Consider the following 20848-nt stretch of genomic DNA (forward strand, 5'->3'; position numbering starts at 1 on the left):
ATGTTTGCAATCGAATCTCTGGGGGTTGAATCATTGCTCGCACTATTGCTGAACGTCAGTTTCAAGTCCATTTTACTGGCGGTGACGGTGTGGATCACCCTGAAGTTATTTCGCGTAAACAGCGTTACTGTCAAGCACCGAGTCTGGACGCTCGTGTTGGGTTGTATGTTAGTGCTGCCGGGAATCGTATTGATCGCTCCGGTAATTGGGGTGCCTGTCACCTGGCTGTCAGATCCTTCCCCCATTAATGCTGAAGCAGTAAGACTGCCGACAGTGGCTGTGTTACAGGAGCCACTACCCCAACCCGCGATTCCGGAAATCTCCCCGAATGTTGTGCTTCCGATACAGGACCTGTCACCTGTGAGTTCCGTGCCGATCATTGAGGACGCTGCGTTTCCCTCGTTACCAGTTGAGTCGCCCAGCGCAGCACCAGAGGCTTCAATGAAACCGGTACCGGTTGGACGTAGCTGGTCGCTGTTTGCCTTGGGGGGACTCTATGCGCTTGGAGTCGCGTTACTGCTGACTCGCATCATTGTCGGGTTCGTTCATTCCCGTCGCATGATTCATCAATCGCGATCTATTGACCTGCCTGCCTGCGAAGATGGCTCACCAATGTTCGACAGAATTATGGAATCAGACCATGTGCTGGTGCCGCTGACTCTGGGTTTGTGGCGTCCTGCAGTTATTCTGCCTGCCGACTGGCATACATGGGACGCTTCCGTTGTGCAGGTTGCCGTAGCTCATGAAGCAGAGCACGTGCGCCGGCGAGACACGTGGGTTTTGCTCGCAACAACTCTGAATGCCGCAGTGTACTGGTTTCATCCATTGGCATGGCTGCTGCGCTGGCATATTAATGAACTTGCCGAACAGGCGTGCGATGATGAAGTGATTCGTACCACGGGGCAGCGAACTACGTACGCGCAGATTCTCGTGGATATGGCGTCACGTCTAGCTTCCGGAGCGGCCCGCTATCAACCAACTGGTATCGGTATGGGCGCGAAGCCAATTGTGGAAGAACGCGTGAACCGTATTCTGGATGACGGTCGGCCTCTGGCTACCCGAGTTGGCTGGTTTCGTTCTTTACTTCTGGCCAGCCTGATCGCGACTGTAGCAATCGTCACGGGGGGGCTGTCCGCTGTCCCGGTCGCCATTGCCGCGCCAAATACTGATGCAGCAGGAACGGGTTCAAAGCCAGCGACGAAGGAACCAGCTCCAGTTACACGAGCCCCAGTTGAGCCAGCGGTTGAAGAACCCAGACAGAAAACACTGGATCCAGAGACGCATACGGTCACCGGAAAAGTGGTGATGCCTGACGGTACCCCAGTCGCTGATGCCGAAGTCCGGCTCATGTCATGGCGCGCAAACAATACGAAGTACAGCACGAAGACCGCGCAGACGAATACTGAAGGTCAGTTTTTGTTCGAGGGTTTAGCAGACGGCAAGCATCGCATCGCCGCGTACGTTTATGCTCAAGATCTCTCGTCGCGAACCAAACGTTATCAAGGTGAGACAGTTGACGTTAAAGGTAAGCCTCTGTTGCTGAAACTGCAGAAGGTCCCGGCAATGAAAGTCAAAGTCGTTTCGGCGGAAACTCAACAACCAATTCCCAATGCCCGTGTGCGACTGACATGGACCGATACAGAACGCGATCATTCGACGGACGCCAATGGCCAGGTCGCGCTTCGCGGGCTAACTCCTGAAGCATGGACGATCGAAGTACAGGCAAAGGGATACGCTGAACAGGTCCATACTCTCAACCTGACGGGAGCGGAAACAGGCGAAGTGCAGGCCATACTGGAACCAGGTGCAGAATTATCTGGAGTTGTGCGTGATGAAGCCGGTGATGTGGTACCGCAGGCTGGTGTCAGCGTTTTTCCATCTGATCATTCCGGCGGTCAAATCGAATACATGAAAACAAATGCGAAAGGTGAATACCACTTCGAATACCTTCCCATTAATGGGTTGCGATTACTCGTATCGAAAGACGACTACCAGCCACTGCAACAGAACGTTGTGATGACCGTGGCTGCTGGCAAACGACAGCGGCAGGATATCACGCTGGCGAAACGACCTGATGGAGGCTCTGTTCAGGGAACGGTGGTGGATACAAACGGAAAACCGATCGCCGGAGCCGAAATTTCAAATCACGGAAATTCATCACGCGACCAGCGAAAAACAACCACAGAAATCGATGGTTCATTCCGGCTCGACAACGTCTTCCGAAGTTATCGTGGTCATCAACTGACGGTGGAAGCGAGTGGCTACGCTCCGCAGCAGATCCGATTTACGCCCGGCCCACAAGCAAAGCCCGGCCAGGTTTCGATTACACTTAAACCGGGGCGCAAGTTGTTCGGAACGGTCGTTGACGAAAAGGGGCAACCACTCAAGGATGTCCGCGTTGTTGCAGATCGACTGCCAGGAAGTGCATGGGGGGCCCGCAAAAATACAAAGACTGACGGCAAGGGGCAGTTTGCTCTGGACTCACTGACTACCGATACGTTCCTGGAATTCAGTAAGTCGGGGTATTCAGTAATTCAGAATAAGCTACTGCCACCGGATCGTGATGACGTCACGATTACTCTGTTGAGCGAAGGTGTGATTCGCGGCAAAGTCGTCGACGACGAAACCGGAAAACCGGTGTCTCCGTTTAAAGTACAGATCACTTTCTCACCCGATCGCGAGCCCGATGATCCGTCAACGTCGATTATCTCATCGCGGGTGGATCCCGGTGAAACATTTGTCGTTCCCAACGGCATGTTCCGTCTGGATGCTCTGACACAGAAAATGCCGCTGCAGGTCACCGTGGTGGCGGATGGCTATCTGCGTTCCGTTCGGCGTCGCATTGTGGCGACAACCGACAAAGATGCGAAAACCGTCGAATTTCGTTTGAAAAAGATCGACAAATCAGATTATCTTTCCGTCTCGGGGCAGTTGCTGAACGAAGACCGGAATCCGGTGCCAGGCGTGCAACTCAGGTTGATCGTCGCGGCGAAAAAACGCCCGTTTCCGCGGGATAAGTTCCCGTTCAATTGGGAAATGATTACCAGCGGACAGGTTAAACGGACGGATAATGTTCTGCAGTTCCTGAAGACGACATCGAACGCCGACGGTCGCTTTGCGTTTCCCAAGGTGTTTCCAGGTCAGGACATTGAGCTGGTCTATTGGGGGGGAGGAGTCTCTCGAAGCCGGCTGCCAGGAATCGCCAGCCTTGAACCGGCACAACGGAGCAATCTGGTCGTCAATGCGGTGGCTGCGGGATCTGTACGTGGCATCATTGACGCTGAGAAATACCCAGACATTAGCCAAGTCGCACTGAGCGGGCGGTCTGGTATTCATCGAGGGGGAGCACCAAAGTCTGACGGTAGCTACGAAGTTCGCAACATCCCTCCTGGTGAATATCAACTTCAGCTTTACGGTCCGTCAACTCCTATCTCAGGCTCATCCGCCAGAAGTACTCATGTTGTCAAACGGATTCCCGTCACCGTGGAATCCGGCAAGACTCTGATGTTGAATATTGGTTCAAAAAGCAAACCGCCGCTGCAGCCGAAGAAAAAGACGGAACCCGCGTTGTCGTCTACCGTTGATCCGGAGTCGAAGGTTCCAGTGACATCAGCGGCCGCGGTCAAGACACCTGTGAATGACAATGCGGATATTGTGATTACAGGTCGCGTCACAGATAAAGCGGGTAAAAGCGTCGCAGGCGCAAAACTCTGGATTCTTAAACATCATTTTCCCGATGATACTTACCAGGAGGCGACGACCGACAGCGAAGGAAATTATTCACTGTTTGTACCTGCCGGAGTGGCAAAACCGGGAAGCATTTCTCTTGGGTCGGTTGTCTGGTGCCACGCAGCAGGTCGCCAGATCGCGGCGGCCTCCGCCTATGGACAAATCAAACGCACTTCCGAGAAACCAGTGGATTTCATACTACAGCCCGCTTCTGATACAGGTTTCATCGTGGAAACAACGGACGGCACGCCAGTGGCTGGAGCGTTGGTTGAACCACTCCATTTCCGGGTCGGCAGTTATGATATTATTCCCAGGCCAATTCGGAAGATGATTGCGGCAACATCAGATAAAAATGGCCGCGCCTCGCTACCGGCAGTTGGACGCGATCGATTATTTACTGTTCAGGTAACGGCAGCGGGTTATGGAATCCAACAGTTGCGATTGAAAGATTCAGCCGACGCCCCGGCGATCCGCACGTTTGTCCTGAGGCCGACGGGACGTCTGGAAGGTAAGCTCATCTCTGATAAGCCGGAGGCAATCAGAAATGCAAGATTCTATGTTTACCAGGAAGACTTTCTGGGAGAACACAGCTCCGCGACGGCGTTAGTGAAGACCGACGAAGAGGGGCGATTTGTCGTACCAGAGCTTGCAGAAGGAGCGATTGAACTGGTTCCGTCTGTTCCCGACAATTCGGCGTTACCTTTGCGTCCGCGCGTGCCCAGCGGCTTACAGATTCACGCTGGTGACACGACGAAAGTTGAGATCACTTACGAACCAACAGTCCGGATCCGCGGACGAGTACAAACGAGAACGGATGCTCGACCGGTGGCAGGTGGCTTAGTGTATGTTTCCTACGGTTCATTTCGTCAGGGCCAACAGGTTCTGACTGATGCTGACGGTCGCTTTGAAGTACTCGCGTTACCGGGACAGGTTCGTCAGCAGTTGATCGCACGACCTGATGCTTATAGAGACTGGTCCGTTGAACGTGCCGGCTGGCAAAACCCGGTCAATGTTCCAAAAAATGTCGAAACCTACGACCTGCCGACGCTGGAACTGATCCAGAACCAGCGAAGAGTGGGGCGTTTGCTTGACTTCAAAAACGAACCGGTGGCCGGAATGAAGGTTTCGGCAATCAGTGGTAACCGAGTCTATAGTATGGCACCTACTGACGAACAAGGAAACTTCAGCCTGGCGATACCGGACTCCGTTGTGATTGAAAAGTTTAGGGTCCATCCGGAAAGTGGCGGTGCCCCGTTGTATGCGACGGTGGTCGAAGAATCGCCGCTAGTGCTGCAGTTACCGGCCGAATAGCGGACGCTTGAAGAAGTAAGTCAGTTGATCTAATCGCGCACAGTCTAACGCGCGTCGGAATGAAACAACCGACCACAGCAGTCGGTGTTTGAAACAGGCAACTGTTTCTCAACCTAAGTGTCAAAACACTCCAGACACAGCGCCTAATGATAATTAATATGATGGTTAGACTCTCTGAAACCGTCAGTGAAATGATTCAAGATCGCTCTTTTTATCGTAGAAGAAGATCCAAATCAGGTAGCTGATTTCTCAATGGAGCAAGCTCATTAGTATTGATACTCGCTGGGATGATGAGCGTTTTCAGGCCCGGAAGCATTCGCAACTGATTCAAACCGGCTGCAGTGATCCTGGTGTCATGTATGTCCAGGACTTCCAGACTCCACATGGCAGTCAGCTCTGACAGACCGGCGTCGGTAATCGGATTTCCCCACAGCGACATTTTTTTGACATCCTTCAGAATACCAATTCCATCGAGTTGTTGATCGGTGATTCCGGTCTCTGCCAGATAGAGGCGATCAATTTTTCCAGCCCAGCGAAGATTTTTGATGAGGTCGTCGGTGACGGGATGACCTTCAAGATGCACGTAGGTGATCCCGCTGAATTGAGCCTGTTTGATTTTTGCCCCTGCAGATTTCAGTTTCTCGGAGAACTCTTTGAGCCGTTTTGTGGGGGCGTCATACCTTTGCGGTTTTTCCTTGGGGGTTGCGGCGAGGATTGGAATGTCGCGCTGTGGTAACTGTTTTAGTTCTGCTTTTAGGCTTAAGTCATTCGAAAGCGATTGAGTCAGCGCTTCGCTGACCGCCTCAGGCCTGGTGATAGAATCAGTGATGTCGGCTCCGTTAATGACTTTTAGCGTCCCGGGGACTCGACTTGTTGCGCGGCGTAATCCACCGGGCGATCCGTTCACGAATCCGGAATTCGTTTTAATAAGCCAATCATCAGAGCCGTAAAAGAGGAACAATTCTGCCTCCAGATCACCAGTCAGAGTCTTTTCAAAGCCGACAGAATCACTGACAGTCTCCACCGATTGACGTGGAGTTCCTGGTGAACCTGCGATGAGAAGTTGACCGGGGTGAAAGAGAAGTTTTGACCACTGGCTCAACGAAGTCGCGCGCGAGTAAAGAGTCTCATTTTCTTGCAGATCGAAGAAGCTCAGCTTGCCGCGACTCGGGATGTATCCGGCAATGCTGCCATTCCTGTTCCAGAAGAGATGTTGCCCGGGTAAGTCGGCGCGGTTTTGTTCGAGATCGTCAATTGCCAGTAAAGAAGTCGTGTATTGCATAGTCGAACCGTTGGCTGGCAATTTGTTTCTAATCAACTTGTAGGAAGTTGCTGAAATCAAATTCCCTAACGGATTAACGCCGCCGACTCCGATCCCTGGATCAGGAAACATCCTCGTTTGCAGCGACCCTCCAGACCTGGCATCGATCACTCTGATCTCGTCTATGCCGGCTCTTCCATCGTTTCCTGTTGTCAGTGCAGCGACGATTCTCGATTGATCTGAGTTCCAACCGGCGTAGATGACTGCTTTGCTCGATCTGGCATAGTCTCGTTCAATTTTACCAGTCTGAAGATTCCAGATGAGAATTCCTCCTCCGTTTCCGTCATACCAGTCTCCCGTTGAGATGAGCACGTGTTTCCCATCTTTAGAAAACTGAGCAGACGTGAATGCCCCTTCAAAGTAAGAGTCTCCTTTTTTTCTTTGCAGTGATTGCAGGACCTCGCCTGAGGTCAGGTCCATGATTCTTAATTCATTATCCCGAAGAAGTACTTTGTCTTCAGTTGGGTGAAAAGATCCATAGTCGATATTCTTCAAATGATATTTCAACTCCCCCTGTTTCAGATCCCAGATTGCACTCGGTTGCCAAGGATCCCCCCAGCCTGATTTGCCTGTCAGCAGCCAGCGACCTGATGGAGAGAATGCCAGGGGAAGATGGTTTGCTGCCGCAAACAACGACGTCTGGGTGGGGATCTCAATCGCAGGAGAATCCGGTAACGGGCCATGCAGGCTTATGGTTTTCTGCTTAGAATCAACATGCAACCGCCAATGATTCTTTGTGACCCACCAGCGATTGTCTGCTGATGATTGATAGGTCGGCCATTTCTCTTTGGGAGGGGCTTTTTTATGCCGATCCAAGGGCCAGAGTTCAACTTTTCCCTGGGGGTAATTCAACAAAATATCATCATTCACAAAGGATGCATAAAGTGCAGTTCGTGGAATGGAGAGCAAGGGAAATGCGGACGCTGTCTCCCAGACGATCACACGCGGTGTGTACCAGAATTCGCCTGATCCTATGGTTAGAAATTTGCTGCCATCGTCGTTGAACTCAACAGTGTGAATCGGAATGGGAGAACAGAACCGTTGTTGTACTTTACCTGTTTTTAAATTCCATAGAATTCCAATGTTATCAGAACCTGCTAACAATAACTGTCGATCAGGTGAGAGCTTCGCTGCGCTGATATCACCTTCTGTCGGAAATTCGTTGAGGGTATCACCTGTTTCCAGATTCCAGACACGAATTGTTTCTGGTCCGCAGGAAGCGACGAAAATGGGCTGTCCTTTGTTGATCAACAGGATGTTAGAATAATTGGAGTATTTGTACTTCGCGAGGTCGATATCGCGAATGACTTCTCCATTTTCCTTATTCAACAGCCTCACCATCTCTGATGATTTCAATAACACTCGATCGTTTTGCAGAAACCTTGCAGAGAAATTTCTGGTATTGAACGGATAGTGCCGCAACGCCAGTCCCGTTTTTACATCCCACAAAACAGCGGTTGCCTGGTGTCTTGTCAGCAGATATCCTGATTCAGGATCATAGTCGCAAACACTATCGGCGGAAGCGAGCCCCCATCGCTGAATAAAGAGTTGCTCTTCCTCAGCGTAAGCATTCTTTGCAAGAGTGACGATGAACAAAATCAAGCCAATTACCAGAGTACGATTCCAGGAAAGCATCTCACACTCCGTAAAAGTAAACGTAGTTCCATATCTAGCTTTAAATGCTATATGACAATCGATGTTCGCTATTTTATTGTCACTCTCTTTATAAATTGTAACGTGCCATTATCAAATGGACAAATCAAAATGAGGTCCACAGTATGGCTGGTGTATAATCCTCAATGAGGTTTTTTACGCATGCTTATTCTCAGGCAAAGTGTAAAACATGTTTTTACCGGGACTTGAAAGCTGGGTGTCTTACGGGGGAGAACTGAATCGTCTGAATAGCGGGCATTGAACTTCACGGGATTTCGCTGGAATCGACTTTTACTTCGATTTTCGATTTCTGTTCGAAATTGATGGTTCGCTACAGTAAAACTGGCCTCAGCCTGATGAATCTTCCGATGCGACGAACCGACCATCGCTGGAGTGGAGTCCCCAAAAACGATCGATTTCTCCAACTACTATTAAATGACGTCGATTACAGGACTCAGTGATATGCTTGTGCTTCAGCGTCTCCAGTGATTCGGCGTCAGGTTACCACTTTCAGAGGCTTGAATTTTCCGCCCAGGGGGAGTGTGGCATCGATGTTGAGCCAGTCGGAGAGCAGTGATGAATAAATGCGGCGGAAGTCGATTGTTGATTTCAAGTCGCCGTCTGCGAGGTCGACGAGGGAAGGGCAATCGTTCAATATCCCGGATTTGACTGATTCTCCTGCAATGAAGACCGGGCCTGAGGTGCCATGGTCGGTTCCTGCCGAAGCATTTTCCTGGACGCGACGTCCGAATTCACTGAACGCCATTACCATGATGCGATCGCTGAGACCCGCTTGCCTGATATCAACGAGAAACGCTTTGAGGGAGCGGCTGAACTCTGTCAGCATTCGTTCGTGAGCATACTTCTGCGCGGAGTGAGTATCGTAGCCGGGTTGAGATACGTAAAAGATACGCGTGCCACCACCCAGGCGAATAATGCGGGCAATCAACCGCAGTTTGCGCGCCAGGCGATAGTTGGGAAAGCGAGTATTGTCGTTGGACTGGGTTTTTACTGATGCTGCGAATTGTTTTGCAGCTACATAGGAAGAGCTGACTGTGCTTTGGACGAAGTTCTGCAGATCGTCATCAGGCTTCGGTTTGCCCGGTGCCGCTAATTTTGAGGCTAATATGAGTTCCCGTTCATTATTCAGCGCGATGGCGTTGGTTCGACGTCCGATGATGGCGGCGGGAAGAGCGCTCTCACCAGCGAAAACCGCGTCAGGTGCCGTATTACCAGGCTGCTTCGTCTGATCAAGGGCGCGACCGAGCCAGCCCTGACCAGTGTGATCGGCAGACTGCAAACGGGCGGAATGCCAGATCGCCATGCTGCGAAAATGTGATCTGTTTGGGTTGGGGTAGCCTACGCCGGGGATGATGGCCAGTTGATTGTCGTCGAATAATTCCCCCGCGGCTTTCATGGCGGGGGGGAGGCCCAGGGAATCGTTGAGTCTGATGATGTCTTTTTTGTCGATGCGCAGTTTGTCACGGTATTTGCCGTAGTTCTCATCGGCGAAGGGGACGACCGTATTTAAGCCATCATTGCCACCATCAAGTTGAATGACCACCAGGATGCGATCGTCCTTGCTTGCTGCAGATCCTTGTGCAGTTTGCGAAAGGAATGCGGGGATCAAAGGAGACAGTGACAGTAAAGACGACTGGTTCAGGAAGCTTCGTCGATTTAACATAGTAGTCTCCGTTTTCCTGTACTTAATGCAGATGTGCATGGAATCCGCTGAGTAGCGTCAGCAGACTGTTGGCTTCACGCGAAGACGCGCTGGGAGTAATTGATTCATTTGCCTGTATTAAATTCACGTCACCGAGCAACAAGGTGTTCATCTCCTTCTCGAATTCGTCAGGCTTGGTGACGGCGTGTTTCTTTGACAGTGCGGGTAGATCGGGAACACTCGCAGGTCGATAGATGTCTCCCGAAATAATCGCAGCTGCATAGTTCGCACGGGCGATCACGGTCCGTGTCGTCAGCCACGAACGCCCGCCTGGCCAACCGGCGACATTGGGGGGATAGAACAGATCCAGGCCCATACGGTTTAACCACTCACTTAAGGCAAGCGTACTGGGTGGGGGAGTGAATAATTCGAGTGCACGTAGCGGTGTGATCAGGAGCGAGAGTGGATCACTGATACGGGAGTTGATATTCGCATCGGAAAAGAACAGCTGGGAGCGTAGCATGGTCTCAACTGCCTTACCGATGTCGAGATTTGATCTCCGAAGTTGTAAGGCCAGTTTATGGTGTGCTGATTCGCTGACGATGCCTTCACCAAAGAATTCGGCGATCAGTCGATCGGCAAGACGTTTGGAAGTGGCAGGCTGTTGCAGCAGAATCTCCGCAAGCTGATCCACATCGAAGTTCCCTGTCTTGGCGAAAATGGTCTGTTCCCCGTCATCGTGTCGACGGGGATCAAAATGAAAACGCGCATCTTTTACTGTAATCCCGGTCAGCGCGCGGGCTGCGTTTTTTACGTCGGTTTCGGTGTAGTTGCCGATTCCGAGCGTGAAGAGTTCCATGAGTTCCCGGCTCAGGTTTTCATTTGCATGTCCGCGGCGGTTCGATGGGGCATCCAGCCAGATCAGCAGAGCCGGGTCTTGCAGCATGGCGTGTAACAGGTCACCGAAGGGAGCTGCCGCGTATTTTCGTATTGTTTCGTTTTGCTGCTGCATATATGGCAGGCTTTTAACTTTTAAGTTACTGGTGGCGAAGTGGTTGTGCCACATCAATGTCAGTCGTTCCTGCAGCGGGGCAGGGGTCAAGAGGACACGATAAATCCACCAGGCTTTGAGCCGCTCTGCATTAGGTTGCTGCGTGGCGGCATTGCCGATGAGGTCGGCGAGACGTGTGAAGTCATCCGGGATGCCGTCGATGCGGACTTCATTCGAGAGGACCCGACTGACTGCATCCTGCGGATTGCCACTAAGATCACGCTGCAGTTCATTCCAGGTTGCCCCGAAAATGCAGCGACGGTGCAGGTGGACGGCACGGCCTGGAGTCCAGGGTTGCTGCGCTGTCGGTTGATAATGTTACCAGGCACTCATAATCGTCTTCTGTTGAAAAGCTGGTTTTCGATTCTTGTCAGTATGACTCCAGGAAAATTATTCTTACGTGCCTGAATCTGGTGCTTGATTCTCTATAGCTTCGGAGGCCAGTTCTGTAATGACTGGTTTACTTTTTGCTTTCGCCTGTGACCAGTCTTCCGCTTCCGGATCAAGAACCAGGTCGCTTAGATCAATGTTTTTGGGCGTTGGGTTTTCGAGGTCCTTCACAATGACAAAGTAGTTGTTGTCCGTGCGGGCAAGAATTTTATAGTTGGTGCCTGTAGGTAAAGTATAATCGAATCGACCCTTGTCGTCGGTTTGAGTCCCAGGTAGTGATCCTACCATATGCGGGTCGTTCTGATGTCGCGTTTCCAAGAATACATTTGCCAGTGGCCGGCCTTGCGGGTCGATGAGCCGTCCTGTGAGTCGACTGGGAGGGAACAATTTAACAGTGAGATGTGTCTGTCCTTTTTCAGGAATCAGACGCAGGAAGCGGGTGAGTTTGTTGGCGTTGTCAGTGAAGTTCATTGGGCGAATTTTACCGATTTCCAGACCTGTTGCCTGGGCATGGTCATCCTGAATTGTCTTCCCCTGAAGAGAGCCGTTGAGTCCATTTCCCCAGACACCTTTGACGGGTTTACCCTGTGGATCCACGAAGTTGACAGTCAACGAGATACCGGGATCCACATACATCGATAGATCAAACTCAGATTTGTCGACCGGGACCTCAATTTCCTTGAGCGAGTGGAACAGGGAAGGGACCAGATGGTCTGACAGCATGATTGGCAATTGACTCGGATCTTTTCCCTGATACGCCTCAATATTATCGGAACCATAACCTGGAATATATTCTCCTCCATTGATTGTGGCTCCGATTACCCCGCGACCGGGAATCACGGGGATCTCAAAGTAGCCATGCGCGTCGCTCAGGTACCTGGTGTCGTGATTCCCCAGCAAACTGCGAGAACCATCAGCATAGCGCTGAAAATGATCACAGTTCTCGTTTTTTATATAAGGTGCGTAGTAGATTTCTGCTGCTGCAATCGGTTCACCGTTAGTCTTGTCAGTGATCCTGCCTTTAGCCATTACCGCACGCCGGAGTTCAATATTAAACTCAACCGGATTGATTCCATCACCACGGGGAACGGGAATCGAATCGGTTTCAATGTAAGGCAGCTTACCAGGGCGGATAGCAAGTCTGTTGCGATCGTATTTTCTAATTCCCACCGGGGGAATGGGAAGCCCCTCGATACGATAACGTCCTTGTTCGTCTGTCTTTACTGAAATATAACCTTCGTGGGACATTGTTGCTCCATACACTCCCCCGACGGCAACCGGGATGCCGGCAAGAGGTTGTCTGGTTTCGATATCACGGACGACGCCATAGACGGGCACGCTGGGCTGGGTGATGAAATCAAACCTGCGACCATAATAAGGACCGGCACTGCTTATATTTGCATAATGGCTTCCGTAAACCGGTTGCATCTCGCGGGCAAGAACGTGAATAATTGTGTCAGTAATCCCTTTGCCTTTGATTCTGAGAATTACAAGATCGTCTTTTGCGGCTAAGCCTGACAGTTCGAAACTGCCTGAGCTGTTTGTCACGACAGGCGGAACAGATTGTAGAGGCAGATGGAATTGAGGACAGGGGAAGTAAGCTGATTGAGAGACAGACCCTCCCACCAGCATGGCGCGGTCATCTGCCTTGAGCGGTGGGACTTTTGAAGTCTGCTGAAGCCACTCGTCGAATCCTGCGGGATCCGGACGCCCGACCTTGAAGACGGAGACACTTACGCCTTCAACAGGCTGGCCTTCGATGGAAAGTAACTGTCCGTGAATTGTGACAGCGGGGCGAAGTTGGATGGTGAGCGACTGTTTTAGAAAACCAGGAAAAACGGATGTCTTGCCTGCAAAAAAGTGAGTCACCGATTTGGCCTGGAAGGTGGAGTAAGCGTAGTCGGGAGCGGAGACCAGAAGGATCGGCCAGCTTCGAATTTTACCAGGCTTAATCATGACCATATTTTTGGGAACGCGTTGATCGAAACGACCTGAACTATCAACTTTTAATTCAGTGATGAGCGTGGAAGTATCACTTGCGGCGTACCATTCTGGGGCCTGCAGGCGATAAAGTCGCACGGTTGCATCAGGGATCGACTTGCCACTGGTGTCAGTGACCTGACCCTGAATGCGAACTGTTTCAGCGTCGGCCGAATCAGGGGCGCTTACCGTTGTCACAGATGGTTCTGCAGGCGTTGCGACTGCCGAAGCGGGATGAATTGCCGCTGCGGCGATGATAATGGGTATGGTTATTAACGTAATGGCTGCTGTGCTGCGCCAGGTCAGGTGTTGTGAAAGTGGTCTTTTAAAGTCCAGGATTGTGGCGATTCGTGATTCTACGTTGGATGTGCGTGCCATGGATACACCTGGATGCACGCGTTGTCCACATCCCGTTGACAGCGATGTCGCTATTTCCAGTAAATGCCGTGCATAACCGGTGCGATCACCGGTGTGGCTGATGGCGGCGTCATCGCAGGCTTCCTCAGCCAGGTCTGACAAGCGCGTGCGCAACCACCAGGAAACCGGATGAAACCAGTACAGACAGCGATTCAGTTCAGCCGCCAGGGTTACAAAGAAGTCTCGCCTGGCCACGTGAGTGAATTCATGCGCCACGATGGCACTCAGTTTTTCGTGCGTCCAGGTATGCCATTCTTCGGGCAGCAGGACTGTGGGGGAGATCCATCCAATGGTAACAGGTACGCGTATTTCCTGGCTTTCGCGGATGGCGGGTATTCGTCTTAAGATTGCTGGCGAAAGTTCAGCGTGGCAGTTCTGAATTCGTGGTCCATCCAGAATTGTTGCGCGACGTAAGATTTGTGAGGACGACCAGAGTCCGGCGATCAGCCTGAAAGTAAACAGCAGGCTCACGGCGATCCAGAACATCAAAAGCGAACCGGGAATCACCTGTGCCTTACGTGCGTATGATCTGTCTGAAGCAGGGACTGATGCGTCTACGACTTCCTTAACCTGGGATGTCGGATATGTTCGGTTTTCTGCCAGGTTGACTGGCATTGCACGATTTTCAACGGGATCGCTTTCAGACGAGGCGCTGATGGAATTCAGATTGTTACTGGCTACCTGCGCGGGTTCGACTGGTGCGTGCTCTACGGTTGATCCGAATTTCGTCCAACCGACAGGGACCGAGAGTGGGATGGTGGGCAGAGCCAGCGCCAGCAGGGGGAGCAGTAACATACCTGCCAGTACACCCGACCAGACGCGATGCCGTATGTTGGAGTCCAGCACGTTCAGCAATTTCAGAGAGAGACCGGCAATCCCCGCCAGCAACAGGGCTTTGACTGAAATATCCAGCAGGAACAGCATCCATTGGCTTGAGATCTGAAACATCGGGTCTCTCCGATCAGATAGGGATCAAACACTGCGAACGAACTAATTCGTTGCTTCAGTATGTTTTAATTACGCTTCGTGCGTTTTGGCTTCTTCTGTTTTGCCTGTTCTTCTTCAGCGGCTGCAATCTGTTGTGCCAGTTCCTGTAACCGTTCTGAAGAGATTAACTTGTCGTCAACCAGTCCGACCAGCAGGTTCTCGACCGACCCTGAACAGAACTTGTCCACAATAGACCGGACGGCGGAAGCGGCAACATTGGTTTGTTCTACGGTCGCTCGGTAAATGTAAGTTCGTCCTTCGACATCGTGGGCGACATAGCCTTTTACTTCCAGTCGGCGTAGTAATGTGCGCACGGTCGAGGTTTTCAAGCCATGCGTTGCATCCATGCACTCACGGACATCTTCGCCCGTCATTGGCTGACCACTCCATACGATCTGCATGACAGCATGTTCAAGAGGGCTGAGTGCCGGTTGTTTCCTGGTTGACTTTGCCATGACAGAGATTCCATTATGTCACATTAAAAATGGTAATCAAGAAGTGTTACAAGATGTAGTGTTACAAAATGTAACAGTGAGGTGTGGTGCTGTCAAGACGATCTGGAAGTATTTTCAGAATCCCGGGAATCGTTGTTCGTGATGTTTCTGACCATGATCGGGGCGATGTCGGTGGGCAATGGATTTATCCAGCATCGAGTTGTGAGAGAGTTGCTTAAGACACTCTCAGAGCCAGACTGGAATTCTTAATCGGGGTTCAGGAGAGTATGTCATTAGCTCACTTTCGAGTGACTTTCGTCAGAATGATGCAGAAAACAGATTTGACTGTCAGATACGGGGACGTGCCGTGTATAACAGGATAAAGAAAGTACACAATTATGAATGTAACTCCTGATACACGAGCCAGTTTGCTGATCCGCGTCCGCGATCCTGCGGATCAGGCGGCGTGGCATGAATTCGTGGAAATCTATCGGCCGGTGATCCTGAGGCTGGCCAGACAAAAAGGGATGCAGGAAGCGGATGCTGATGATGTGGCGCAACTGGTTCTGGTAGCCATTTCCAAAGCGGTCGAGCAGCGTCCCCATGATCCACAGCGGGCAAAGTTTCGTACGTGGCTGCATCGGGTGGCGCACAATGCCATTCTGAATGCGTTAATGCGTGGCAAGCCTGATCGGGGTTCAGGTAAATCGGAATTGCAGGCTTTGTTGAATGAACATGCCTCGCATAACGGACCAGATTCGAGCTTGTTACGGTTAGAGTATCGGCGGGAAGTATTTCGCTGGGCTGCCCGGAATGTGCGTCAGGAGTTTCAGCCGGATACATGGAGTCTGTTCTGGTTGACCGCTGTCGAGGGACGCGAGATCGAAGAAGTTGCGCAAGAGTATGGCAAAAATCGAGGGGCCATTTATGCTGCCCGGAGTCGTGTGGTTCGCAGGATTCAGGAGAAGGCGGCGGAGTATGAACGGGAAATGTAGGACACACCTGTCAGGAACGGCATGGCAGTGTGTATCAGTTGTCAGGAGATCACAGAATGAAGAACAAAACAACGACCTGTCATCCGGAATCCATCGAACTGTTTCTGCAACAGAAAATGAGCAAAAGCGATCAGACCGATTTCGAACTCCACCTGGATCATTGCAGCGATTGCCGCCAACAACTGGAAGCGGGCGCTGCCAGCGACGATATCTGGGTTTCACTCCGAGAGTCGCTCCAGGACGAGAACCTCACGCTGGAATATCCGGGTGTGGATGATTCTGCTCTGGATGCGGTCACAGGAAATGAAGTCTCTTTCTCTCACAGTTCTGTCTTAAATTTGCTGGCACCCTCGGATGATGAGCGGATGCTGGGACGCCTGGGGACATATGAAATTGTGGGGGTGATTGGTGCCGGCGGGATGGGAGTCGTCTTAAAAGCCCTGGATCCTGCATTGAATCGTTATGTGGCCATCAAGATTCTGGCCCCGCATCTGGGGAGCAGTGGAGCGGCTCGTAAACGGTTCTCACGAGAAGCGCAAGCTGCCGCCGCGGTCGTGCATGACAGTGTGATTGAAATTCATGGCGTGGCGGAAACAGAGGGGCTGCCTTACCTCGTGATGTCTTATGTGCGAGGCCCGTCTCTGCAGCGGCGACTGGATGATACCGGTCCCCTGGCGTTGGTGGAAATCTTGCGTATCGGCATGCAGGCCGCTAACGGATTGGCAGCAGCACATGCGCAGGGGCTGGTGCATCGCGATGTGAAGCCGGCCAACATTTTGCTGGCGGATGGCGTGGAACGTGTCAAGTTGACCGATTTTGGACTCGCCCGCGCGGCCGACGATGCCAGCCTGACACGTACCGGAATTATCGCGGGAACGCCTCAATACATGTCGCCGGAACAGGCACGGGGCGAGACGGTCGATCAGTCCAGTGATCTGTTCAGCCTGGGTAGCGTGCTCTATACGCTGTGTACCGGTCGGCCTCCGTTCCGTTCAGAAACCAGTTATGGCGTGTTGCGGCGGATTACCGATGAAGAGCCTCGGCCCATTCGTGAGATCAATCCTGAGATACCAGAATGGCTCTGTCAGATCGTCAGTAAACTGATGGCGAAAGAGCCCGCGGCGCGTTTTGCCAGTGCCAGTGAAGTTTCAACCCTGCTGGAAGAATGTCTGGCACACGTGCAGCAACCGACCGAAGTCCCTTTACCTTCTACTCTTGGAAGTCAGACGAAACCCGGTGGATTCTTTTCGAACTCAGGTCGTAAGACGGGAGTGTTTGTAATGCTTGCTGCTCTGGCTGCGGTTGTGCTGGGATTGTGCTTCTGGCAGGCAACCGAACCGCCCGACATCGCCGGTGAATGGAAGAGTGAAGGCTGGGGGACTGTCACGCTGAACCGCGAGGAGTCGGGACTTTATACAGGGACCTACAAACAGCCTGACAATACTGATTCGGGTAGTGTCGATTTAAAATGGTCGCGTATCGAACATCGATTTAATGGAACCTGGCGCGAAGGGGAGGCACGTTTCGGCAAGCTTTCGATTCGACTCGCCAACGATGAAATTCGCGGCGCCTGGACTACAAGCCGCCAGTCACGAGTCAATCCGGGAACTCCGGAACTGGCGGACCTGTTGTGGGTACGCTCTTCTGAAGTAATGGATGCTACGGATGAAAAAACCCTGCTGGGATTCGTGACATCTGTCGCTGATGGGGAAGCCGTACTTTCCCTGGGGAAGAAAGAGGGGGTCAAAGTCGGAATGAAACTGACCGTCATAGATAAAGGGGTATTATATGGTCGGATAAAAGTTACCAAAGTGGAAGCGGAGCGATCGGTCGGACGGATTTATGAGGAGAATAAAAAAACACCGGTTCAGCCTGGGCTTCGCGTGGTGTATTTGAAGGCTGGACAGCCAGTTGATTCCAGTCGGAATTCAGCCAGTCAATCTGCTTCTGCGATCGCAGAAACTGCAAAGGCTAAACGCTTAGAGGGAACTGTGGTTTCCATCGCTGATGGGAAAGCGGTCCTTTCGATTGGAGAGAAAGACGGAATCAAAGTCGGGATGAAACTGATTGCCCTTGATCAGGGACTTGTGAGAGGCCGGATTGAGATCATAAAAGTGGAAGTGAATCATTCTATCGGTCGTATTCAGGAGAATGAGCATGATACGCCGGTCGAGGTTGGTAACCTGGTGGAAAGCCCGAGACCGGGAACTCTGTCTGCAGTGAATTCCTATTTGAAAAGCCGTCCTGCTCCCTCTTCAGAGAGTATAGGTGAAGCAATCCGTCAGCTCCATCCGGATCATTTTGGGAGCGCGGAAGAAACGATCAAGGTCCGACCTAAAACAGACGCGGAAAAAGCGATTGCGCAACTGACTTTGATCTCGTTTCAGAATCGAACGCATCGGGCCGTGCGTGGCGTCATGGTGAATGCCGGCGCGGAAACATATGTGATTACAGCCGGCCTGGGTCCCGAGGGGAAACCACCGATCGCCTCGCAAATGTACCTCGACATCCCGGGACGGGGCAAGATTGGGCTCGAGTACCAGAAAGAGAGTACCAAAGAATTATTCCTTTACCGTACGGAGCGAAAACTGACCGACTATCGACCGGTGGATGACATTCAGCTGAAAATAGGAGATCAGTTATCGGCGATTCTATTGGGGGGGACCAACGAATTATATGTAACTCCCCATGCCACGCGCATTACCACTCTGAGGCATAAGACAAAAACAGACGTGACAGGAAAGAAAAAAGAGCTTCCGCAACTGGTGGAATTCTCAATTGACCGTCAGCTGCCTTCGGGAATTCCCCTCTTCAAAGAGGGCAAGCTTGTGGGAATCACACGCAGTCGGCCCCGCTTTATGAATGATCCTCCGCAAGGGACTTTTGTCATTCCAGTAGGAGAAATGGTCGAATTATGCGAGAAGTTGAAGAGCATTCCCAAAGTCAGTTCTACCCTGGTTGATCCAGCGATCAAACAATCAGTAAGTATCGCTTCGAAGGGGTTACCACCGAAAACAGCCTCTGAAAAGGCAATTGCCCGGCTGGTGCTGGTCTACTTTCGGGATCAGTCCCGCCGTGCGATACCTGGAATTCTGGTCGATGCCGGTTCTGAAACATGTGTGGTCACCGCGGGGACAGCAGGGATTATTCCCGAGGGCGCTCCCCATGCCGTTGATCGGACGTTTCTTGAAATTTCGAATCGTCCGCCCATCGATGCGATCTATCAGACGCAGAGCACGAAGGAACTGTTCGTGTATCGGACACAGCAGAAGCTGACCGACTATCAGCCGTCAGAATATGTTTTACTGGCGGTGGGCGATGAGCTGGCGGCCATGTATCCCGGAGGTTCTCCGCAATTGACTCTAACCCCGCAGGCAGCACGCATTGTATCCTTTGACAATCAAGCGGAACTGGCGTTACCTCCTTTGAAGAATAAACATCGATTTGAAGGCCTCATTCAACTCGATCGGAGCTTGCCTGAAGGGACGCCTCTGTTCAAGGAGGGGCAACTGGCGGGACTGACTTTGCTGGGGACCCGTTTTCTGGGAGAGAAAGCGAATAAATCCTACATGGTTCCGATAGAGCGGATAGCGGCGTTCTGTCGCGATTTGAAAATCGTGCCGGAAGGCAGCAGGCAACTTTCCGATGTCGTACAGGAATTTAACCAGCAACAGCAGTTGGATCCCGTCGGCAAAGGGCAGCCGCTTCTGACTGATGACGAAGTAGTGGCGTCGGTTCGCTGGGCCTTGCTGGACAAGAAGAATCCGGGACTATCCACGGAACAGCTACAAAAGTTTCGCGAAATCGCAGAGCTGCGTAGGCTCGCTGCTGGCTGGCGATTGGAATTCGTATCCGAAGTGGACGGCGCGGACGAGGAACGTTTTCAGGGCTGGCAGGTTCAACTGATTCTCGATCAACCCCAGAGGGCACCGTTCAGACATATGATACGGACGCGACTATTGAATCAACTGGATGCGGCAGGACAGCCTGTCAAACTCAACGAACCGGGCCCTTTACTGCCAGACAACACGCCCCTGGCTGCAGCGATCCATGGTTTCAATTCCGCACATCGGAGCCTGGGAGGAATTGATCAACCTCCGTTATCCGAAGAGGAAGTCGTTGCAGCGATCCGCCGAATGAAAACCAGACGCAACGAGCTGGATGTGACCAATGCGGAATTCTCGGTGTTGCAAAAAATTGCCGATCAGCGTCAGCTCCCGGAAGATGTCGACTTTGAAATCCTGAAGATGTTTCAACCGGGAGACGGTTTTGAGTATCTGATCTGGTCGATTCGACTGACATTGCCTCGCATTGAGAATAATGTTCCCTATCCCCGTTATACAATCATTCTCAGAAAACAGTTTGTTCGCTCCCAGGCGATCGATAACGGCAAGATTGCATGGGGGCCAGTTGCCAAAAATGGATTGCAGGCAGGAGTCCGTTTCGAGCCCCATAATGAACAGTATGTGACTGGACAGCAGGTGCTGCCTCGATTTTATTATCGTAACACGGGGGATCAGTTCGTCGAAATTATGCTTCCCCGTTTAATGACGCACAATTACTACACGAAACTCTCTGCCGTCGATGGAACTGGCAAATCGATCAGCATTGATCAGGATAGAAAACCGGCAGGACCGGTAGGCTGGTGGTTACTGCCTTTTGGTTTTGGTGCTCAGCATGAAATCCGAGGTCTGCCGATTCGCCTGGGTGAAGTGGAGCGGGGACAGGCAGAAGCTGTGATCGAGGCAAAACCGGGTCAGACTGTGCGTGTCCGCTTTACCTTACCCAATTACGCGGAAAAAAATGCGCCCCCATTGACGACGGGAGAGATTCTATTTTCTATGGCTGAAGCGGTAGAGGCAGAGGATCCGGTTAACGAAAAGAAGTCATAAGAAACGAGGAATCTCAGCATTGGGG

The 20848-nt window shown here is 51.8% G+C and carries 8 protein-coding genes; 3 read left to right on the forward strand and 5 right to left on the reverse strand.

Annotation, left to right across the window (positions count from 1 at the left end):
- Entirely contained in the window at positions 1 to 5040 is a 5040-nt protein-coding gene (locus ACN0YH_RS17040) for a carboxypeptidase regulatory-like domain-containing protein (RefSeq protein ID WP_417380782.1), read from the forward strand.
- A 211-nt stretch (positions 5041 to 5251) separates the two neighbouring features.
- On the opposite strand, the gene ACN0YH_RS17045 is transcribed toward ACN0YH_RS17040, so the two are convergent.
- The 5 genes from ACN0YH_RS17045 to ACN0YH_RS17065 all read right to left on the reverse strand — a co-directional run bounded on the left by ACN0YH_RS17045 (position 5252) and on the right by ACN0YH_RS17065 (position 14957).
- Entirely contained in the window at positions 5252 to 7996 is a 2745-nt protein-coding gene (locus ACN0YH_RS17045) for a hypothetical protein (protein ID WP_417380783.1), read from the reverse strand.
- Between the two features lie 514 nt (positions 7997 to 8510).
- Positions 8511 to 9698: a DUF1501 domain-containing protein gene (locus tag ACN0YH_RS17050; RefSeq protein WP_417380784.1), complete on the reverse strand. Its 1188-nt coding sequence runs from the start codon at positions 9696 to 9698 to the stop codon at positions 8511 to 8513.
- Positions 9699 to 9720: 22 nt separating this feature from the next.
- The gene (locus tag ACN0YH_RS17055) at positions 9721 to 10995 is read right to left on the reverse strand and encodes a DUF1800 domain-containing protein (protein ID WP_417380860.1); all 1275 of its coding nucleotides are present in this window, start codon (positions 10993 to 10995) and stop codon (positions 9721 to 9723) included.
- Positions 10996 to 11124: 129 nt separating this feature from the next.
- Positions 11125 to 14463 carry a M56 family metallopeptidase gene (locus tag ACN0YH_RS17060; RefSeq protein WP_417380785.1) on the reverse strand — a complete coding sequence of 1113 codons (3339 nt, stop codon included), beginning with the start codon at positions 14461 to 14463 and terminating at the stop codon, positions 11125 to 11127.
- A 65-nt stretch (positions 14464 to 14528) separates the two neighbouring features.
- Positions 14529 to 14957: a BlaI/MecI/CopY family transcriptional regulator gene (locus ACN0YH_RS17065; protein WP_417380786.1), complete on the reverse strand. Its 429-nt coding sequence runs from the start codon at positions 14955 to 14957 to the stop codon at positions 14529 to 14531.
- A 377-nt stretch (positions 14958 to 15334) separates the two neighbouring features.
- On the opposite strand from ACN0YH_RS17065, the gene ACN0YH_RS17070 reads away from it, so the two are divergent.
- Both ACN0YH_RS17070 and ACN0YH_RS17075 read left to right on the forward strand, forming a co-directional pair.
- Positions 15335 to 15931 (forward strand): RNA polymerase sigma factor, encoded by a 597-nt coding sequence (locus ACN0YH_RS17070; protein ID WP_417380787.1) that lies wholly within the window; start codon positions 15335 to 15337, stop codon positions 15929 to 15931.
- 56 nt (positions 15932 to 15987) lie between these two features.
- Positions 15988 to 20823 carry a serine/threonine-protein kinase gene (locus ACN0YH_RS17075; protein WP_417380788.1) on the forward strand — a complete coding sequence of 1612 codons (4836 nt, stop codon included), beginning with the start codon at positions 15988 to 15990 and terminating at the stop codon, positions 20821 to 20823.
- Positions 20824 to 20848: the final 25 nt, after the last annotated feature.

The sequence above is a fragment of the Gimesia sp. genome (assembly GCF_048262075.1).
Taxonomy (GTDB): Bacteria; Planctomycetota; Planctomycetia; order Planctomycetales; family Planctomycetaceae; genus Gimesia.

Bases quoted from the DNA above. Each gene is read 5' to 3' on its own strand.
- ACN0YH_RS17060 (WP_417380785.1), bottom strand. From the start codon at position 14,463: ATGTTTCAGATCTCAAGCCAATGGATGCTGTTCCTGCTGGATATTTCA.
- ACN0YH_RS17065 (WP_417380786.1), bottom strand. From the start codon at position 14,957: ATGGCAAAGTCAACCAGGAAACAACCGGCACTCAGCCCTCTTGAACAT.
- ACN0YH_RS17040 (WP_417380782.1), top strand. From the start codon at position 1: ATGTTTGCAATCGAATCTCTGGGGGTTGAATCATTGCTCGCACTATTG.
- ACN0YH_RS17075 (WP_417380788.1), top strand. From the start codon at position 15,988: ATGAAGAACAAAACAACGACCTGTCATCCGGAATCCATCGAACTGTTT.
- ACN0YH_RS17050 (WP_417380784.1), bottom strand. From the start codon at position 9,698: ATGTTAAATCGACGAAGCTTCCTGAACCAGTCGTCTTTACTGTCACTG.
- ACN0YH_RS17070 (WP_417380787.1), top strand. From the start codon at position 15,335: ATGAATGTAACTCCTGATACACGAGCCAGTTTGCTGATCCGCGTCCGC.
- ACN0YH_RS17045 (WP_417380783.1), bottom strand. From the start codon at position 7,996: ATGCTTTCCTGGAATCGTACTCTGGTAATTGGCTTGATTTTGTTCATC.